The 6,580-nt window shown below is 74.9% G+C and carries 5 protein-coding genes; 4 read left to right on the top strand and 1 reads right to left on the bottom strand.

Annotated elements, in window-relative coordinates; genetic code table 11:
- Positions 1-772 (bottom strand): hypothetical protein (locus tag B0E53_RS31775; RefSeq protein ID WP_107079350.1); only part of this gene is annotated, 772 nt, incomplete at its 3' end.
- A 429-nt stretch (positions 773-1,201) separates the two neighbouring features.
- Between B0E53_RS31775 and B0E53_RS31770 the strand changes: the two genes are divergently transcribed.
- From B0E53_RS31770 to B0E53_RS31755, 4 genes are all read left to right on the top strand, one after another.
- Positions 1,202-4,129 (top strand): M36 family metallopeptidase, encoded by a 2,928-nt coding sequence (locus B0E53_RS31770; protein WP_107079349.1) that lies wholly within the window; start codon positions 1,202-1,204, stop codon positions 4,127-4,129.
- A 214-nt stretch (positions 4,130-4,343) separates the two neighbouring features.
- Positions 4,344-5,570, top strand: a complete 1,227-nt coding sequence (locus B0E53_RS31765; protein WP_107079348.1) for a cellulose binding domain-containing protein — start codon at positions 4,344-4,346, stop codon at positions 5,568-5,570.
- A 179-nt stretch (positions 5,571-5,749) separates the two neighbouring features.
- Positions 5,750-6,202, top strand: a complete 453-nt coding sequence (locus tag B0E53_RS31760; RefSeq protein ID WP_107079347.1) for a ribonuclease domain-containing protein — start codon at positions 5,750-5,752, stop codon at positions 6,200-6,202.
- Between the two features lie 61 nt (positions 6,203-6,263).
- Positions 6,264-6,580: barstar family protein (locus B0E53_RS31755; protein ID WP_107079346.1), on the top strand; the 317-nt coding region annotated here is incomplete at its 3' end.

The following is a 6,580-nucleotide window of genomic DNA, read 5'->3' as shown; positions in this document are numbered from 1 at the left end:
CCTGCCCGGCCGCCGGAGCGGCGCCGCCGTCCTGCCCGGCCGCCGGAGCGGCGCCGCCGTCCTGCCCGGCCGCCGGGCCGCGTCCGCGCTGTTCCTCGGCGTACTCCGCGCGGCGGCGGTCGAGGTCGCGCTTCCACTCCAGGGCGATGCGCTGGTCCCAGTACGGCTGGAGCAGCCTGCGGACCGGCTCGTCCAGGTGCACGGACACGTCCGGCTCACAGGTGAACGTGACGCCGCCGCGCTCGTAGCACCAGGGGAGCGCGTTGTCGCCGGTCATCGCATCGTCCAGTGCGATCATGACCGCCCGGGGGCGGTCCGGCGGGATCTCCGCGGCGCACCGGACAGCGATGCGCCGCAGCCGTTGCGTCGCCTGTGGCTGGAAGTAGTCGAGGTACCAGCCGAAGAGTTCCGGCCGCGCGGTGTCGGAGGTCCAGGTGAAGGTCGCCCGGACCACGAAGTGGTAGACCTGCCCCTGCGCCGGCACCAGCAGGGTCGGCGCCACCCGCCGGTCGACGAGCGTCACCGGTGAGGCCTCCGCCTCCGCCCACCGCAACTGGTCCAGCAGGGGCCGGGCCGCCGCCCACAACCGCTTCGCCCCGTGCCGCGTGGCCGTCCACAGTTCCCGGGCACGGGTGAGCCACTGTTCCCGCCGGTCCGGCGCCGGTACCCCGCCCCAACCGCCCTCGACGCTCTGGCCGCGGCCGGCCCCCGGGCTGCCGCCGTCCGTGTCGCCGGCGCGGGAGCCGCCGTCTTCGCCGGGCGTCCCGGTCATCGCACCCCTCTCCGGTCGAGCCGCCGCGCGTCGTACGGCCGCGCCGGTGCGGGGTCGGTGCGGCCGTTCGAGGGGTGTGCGGAGGCGCCAGGCCGGTCCTCCGCCGTCCCACGCTAACAAGCCGGCGCAGCGGCGCACGGCAGCCGCGCGGGGGTCGGGGCGGTCGCGGTCGGCCGGGGCCGGCGCGCCGTTCGTGGACGTCATGATGGCTGACGGACCGGTGACAGGACACCCGCCGGGCGGCCGCGACCGGCTGAGGCCGCAGCGTACATGCCGTTCCACCGATCGTTTCCGGGCGCGTCCGCCGGGAAGAGTGCGGCGACCTGGAATCGACGCATGAAAACTTGTGGATGTTCGGCCGCTGTCGACTGTCCTGTTGAACTGGTCGGATGGCGGGACGGACATCGCCGTTCGACGACAGGAGGGACCGTGCGCACACCATCGCGTGCGACGACGGGGGCCACCGCGCTGCTACTCGCGGCCGGGCTGGTCCTGACCGCGGGAGCTGGCGGCCAGGCGGCACCCCGGGACGAGCTTCCGACCCAGGCGCAGCCCGGCCACCTGCCGGGCGACAGCCACGACAGCAAGACCCGGGACAACCGGAAGGGACGGGCCGCGCCGACCGACCGCCAGCAGGACCGGGCCGCGGCGCTCGGCGCCCGGGTCCGCTGGACCGACTTCGGTACGCCCGCCATGCTCACCGCGACGGGCCAGCCGCTCGCCACCGGCCTGCCCGCCGACCCGGCCGCCGCCGCGCGGGCGTACGTGGCCGCGAACCGGGACGTGCTGGGGCTGACCGCCGAGGGTGCCGCCGCGCTGGAGCAGCTGACCGTCGCGCCGATGGGGGACGGCGCGACCGTGCTGTTCCGGCAGCGCTTCGGCGACCTGCCCGCCGCGGTCGACGGCATGCTGGCCGTCGGCGTCCGCGGCGGGGTGGTCTGGCACGTCAGCTCGTCCCTGGCCCGCGACGGCGGGGTGCCCGCCCCGGTTACGATCAGCGCCGACCAGGCACGGCAGGCTGCGGCGGCCGACGCCGGCCTCACCGACCCGACGGTCCTGCGTACCTCGCTGGTCGCCGTGCCGACCGCGGACCGGGGGCCGCGTGCGGCGTACGAGGTGGTCCTCGGCGCGGACGTCACCGGCGCGGACCCGGCGGCCTTCGCCACCTACGTGGACGCCCGCGACGGCAGCGTGCTGGTCCGCGAGGACCTGGTCGACCACGACGTGGACAACCCGTCGTGGGAGGTCTTCCCGAACTCCCCGTCGGTCGACAAGTCCTCTACGGACACCCGGGTGCGCTGGTGCGCCCGGCCGGCGGCAGGCTGCGACGAGGTGGTCGGCGTGCCCGGGCACCCCGCGTGGGACGTCGACCCGGCCACCGGCACGTCCACCACCACGACGAGAGGCAACAACGCCTTCGCCGTGCAGAACTGGTTCAGCAACGACCCGTTCAGCGTGGGCACCGAGACGGCCACGCCGCGCCCCGACCGGAACTACGCGTACCCCTGGACCAACCAGTGGTACGAGCAGAAGTGCGGCCCGGACACCTTCACCTCGCCGCGGGCCAACGACATCGACGCGGCCCGGGCCAACCTGTTCGCCATGCACAACCGGATGCACGACTGGTCCTACCACCTGGGCTTCACCGAGGCGACCTGGAACATGCAGCGGGACAACCTCGGCCGCAGTGGCCTGGGCAACGACCCGGAGCAGGGCAACGCGCAGGCCGGCGGTGTCACCGGCGGCCCGCCGGCGTTCGCGGCCCGCAACAACGCCAACCAGATCACCCCGCCGGACGGCATCGCCCCGACCACCAACATGTACCTGTGGCAGCCGAGCGCCGGCTCGTTCTACGCGCCCTGCGTCGACGGCGACTTCGACATGTCGGTCATCGCCCACGAGTACGGCCACGCCGTCAGCGGCCGCATGATCGCCGGGCCGAACGCCGGGGTCAGCTCCCCGCAGGGGATGAGCGAGAGCTGGTCGGACCAGCTCGCCATGGAGTACCTGTACGAGCACGGGTACGCGGCACCGGGCCGGAAGGGCTTCACCATCGGCGAGTACACCACCGGCGACCCGAACGCGGGCATCCGCAACTACAACATGAGCGACAGCCCGCTCAACTACAGCGCGATCGACTACGACTTCGTCGGCCTCCAGGTGCACGCCTCCGGTGAGGTCTGGAGCGCGACCAACGCCGACATCCGGGCGGCCATGATGGCCCGGTACGGCGCGGGCGACGCGGCCCTGCAGAAGTCCTGCGCCGACGGGGCGACGCCGGTGACCGCCTGCCCGGGCAACCGGCGCTGGATCCAGCTGGTCTTCGACTCGTTCCTGCTCATGGCGGTCAGCCAGGTCAGCATGGTCGACGCCCGGGACGCGATGCTCGCCGCCGACCGGATCCGCTTCGGCGGGGCCAACCAGGACCTGCTCTGGAACGCGTTCGCCGCCCGGGGCCTCGGTGAGACCGCGGCCAGCGTCGGCAACGCCGACGTCAACCCGACGCCCGGCTTCACCTCCCCGTACGCGAACGAGGCGGTGCTGCGCTTCCGGCCGGTGGACGACGAGGTCGTGCCGGGGGCGCAGCTGTTCGTCGGCCGCTACCAGGCGCGGGCCGTGCCGGTCGCGGACACCGACGCGGCGACCCCGCTGACCGACGAGGTCCGGCTGGTTCCCGGCACGTACGAGTTCGTGGTCCGGGCGCCGGGCTACGGGCACGTCCGGGTCGGCCCGGTGACCGTGAAGGCCGGCCAGGTCCGCGACCTGCCGGTCAAGCTGCGCCGTAACCTCGCCTCGACGGCTGCCGGCGCGACGGTCGGCGGGGACGGGATCAACCTGGCGCAGATCGCCGACGACGACGAGGCCACCAACTGGGCCTCGCTGGGCGCGCCGGTCGCCGGCCGGCAGGTCACCGTCGACCTGGCCGGGGGTACCCAGCAGGTCCGCCGGGTGCAGGTCAGCGCCATGCTGCGCCCGCCGGTGGCGGGCGACGCGGACGCCGGCACGCAGAACCGGTTCTCCGCGCTGCGTCAGTTCCGGGTCCTCGCCTGCACGGCGGGGGACGGGGTGAGCTGTGCCGACGCGGCGGACTACCGGGCCGTCTACACCAGCCCGGCGGACGCCTTCCCGTCGGTGGCGCCCCGGCCCCGGGCCCCGGAGCTGATCGTCCGGTCCTTCGACATCCCGCGGACCAAGGCCACCCACCTGCGGGTCGAGGTGGTGACCAACCAGTGCACCGGCGCGCCGGACTACGCCGGTGAGCAGGACGCCGACCCGCGGGCGGCGACCGACTGCGCCACCGCCAGTCCGCAGGCGCAGAACGTGCGGATCGCCGAGTTCCAGGCGTTCGCGCAGTAGGCGACGGGGTGCGGGTGGGCGGCGCCCGCCCGCACCCCTTGCCAGGCATCGTCAAGCATCACTACATTCATCGGCGGGCGCCGCCGTACGGCGGCTGCACGTCCCGCCCGAGCCGGGCAGTTCCGGTACGCGCCGTCGCGCGCGTCGGCACGCGAGGTCCCCGCAGCTTTCGCGCCGCCGGTCCGTTGACCGGCGGCCCGCCGAGAGGACCCCGATGAGGATCTCCCACGCCCGTCTCGCCCCGCTCGTGGCGGCCGTCACCACCCTGGCCGCCGCCGCCGTCGTCACCCCGTTGCTGGCCGGCCCGGCCGCCGCCGCGCAGGGCTGCCAGGTCGACTACCGCCCCAACGTGTGGCCGGGCGGATTCACCGCCACCGTCCGCGTAGCCCCCGGCGACACCGCCGTGAACGGCTGGACGGTCAGCTGGACGTACCCCGGCGACCAGCGGATCACCGGCGCCTGGAACGCTGTGGTCAGCCAGTCCGGCGCCACCGTCACCGCCCGCAACGCCGCCTGGAACGGCAGCGTGCCGGCCGGCGGCGCGACCGAGTTCGGCGTCCAGGGCGCGGTCGGTTCGGCCGCGCCGGCGCCGACCGGCTTCACGCTCAACGGCGTGCCGTGCAACGGCGCGCCGCCCGGCCCGACCACCGCGCCGCCCTCGCCGTCCGGTTCGCCGACGATCTCCCCGAGCCCGACGTCGACCACCTCCCCGAGTCCGACGATCTCGCCGAGCCCGACCGGGCCGCCGCCGGCCGGCTGCGCCGGCGCGGTGCTCTGCGACGGGTTCGAGAACCAGAGCGGGTCCACGCCCTCCGGCGACTGGACCGTGGTGCACCCGGACTGCGCCGGCACCGGCGCCGCCGCCGTGGACACCGCCACCGCCCACCGCGGGGGCCGGTCCGTCCGGATCGACGGTGGGGGAGGCTACTGCAACCACGTTTTTGTCCGCGCCAACCGCGATCTCTCCGGGGTGGGGACGGTCCGCTACGGCCGGCTCTGGGTACGGCACACCACCGCCCTCCCCGCCGACCACGTCACCTTCCTGGCCATGACCGACGCCGCCGACGGCAACCGTGACCTGCGGATGGGTGGTCAGAACGGGGCGTTGCAGTGGAACCGGGCCTCGGACGACGCGACCCTGCCCGAGCAGAGCCCGGCCGGCGTGGCGCTGAGCGTGCCGCTGCCCATTGGCCGCTGGTCCTGCGTGGAGTTCATGGTGGACGGGAGCACCGGGCAGTTGCGTACCTGGCTCGACGGCGCCGCGGTCGCCGGGCTGACCGCCGACGGCGTGCCGACCCACGACGTCGACGGGCAGTGGTACGGCCGCACCTGGCGCCCCCAGCTCACCGACCTCAAGATCGGCTGGGAGAGCTACGGCGGGGCGGCCGACACGCTCTGGTTCGACGACGTGGCGCTGGGCGCCACCCGGATCGGCTGCTGACCCGCCCGGGCCGGGCGGTCCGGTGGGGCCGCCCGGCCACGGTCGATCATCGAGCGTTCACCCGGCATTCGGAGCAAGGTCGCCGGGCGGGTCTGTACGCCGGGGAGGATCACCGCCAGACTGGGCGCGATCGGACAACGACACCGGTCGATGTTGTCGCCCAGTTCGGGGAGGATCCCTTGACCACGCTCGCGACCCCGCTCCGCTCCACCGGCGCTCGCGTACGCCGAGCCCTCGGCGCGTGCGCCCTGCTCACCGCCATGGTCGCCGCCGCGCTCGTCGGGCCGCCTGCGGCCTCCACCCGGCTCGCCGAGCCGGCCCAGGCGGCTGTCTACAGCTCCTGCACGATGACCCGCTGCGCGGACGCCCGCACCGCGCGCTCGGGCTGGTCCGCCAAGAGTTTCCCGACCAGCCGCGGCTGGTACTCGTGGAGCGGCGGCCTGTGCAACTTCGCCGGCGGCCGGTTCTACAACTACGAGGGGCAGCTCCCCACCAACGCCACCTACTACGAGTACGACGTCTACCCGCGCGCCTGCGGTGCCGCCCGGGACGCGTACCGGATCGTGGTCAACAAGAGCACCGGGGCGACCTGGTTCTCGCCCGACCACTACGCCAACTTCTACCGGCTCTGACAGGCGTCGGGGCGGGTCGGGCCGGCGCGCCCGACCCGCGTCGACCGGAAAGGATCGACCGATGGGCGCAGCGTCCCCGCACCCGCCGGCCTGGCTCGTCCTCGACGCCGGGCCGGAGCCCGAGCCGGCCGGTGTGCCGGTGGCCGGGACGGCCGCCCGGACCCGCGCCGGCCTGTACGAGGCGCTGGCCGAGGCCCTGCCCCTGCCCGCCTGGTTCGGGCGCAACTGGGACGCCCTCGCCGACGTGCTGGCCGACCGGCTCGACACCGGCCCGCTGACCCTCGTCGTCCGGGACGCGGCGGACCTGCTCGCCGACGAGCCGCCCGCCCAGCTCGGCACCCTGCTCGACGTGCTCGGCGGGGTCGCCGCCGGCGGCCA

Source organism: Micromonospora sp. MH33 (assembly GCF_003013775.1).
Lineage (GTDB): Bacteria > Actinomycetota > Actinomycetes > Mycobacteriales > Micromonosporaceae > Micromonospora > Micromonospora fulviviridis.
Note: the sequence above shows the minus strand (reverse complement) of the source record. Positions and strands in the feature narration are given on the sequence as shown.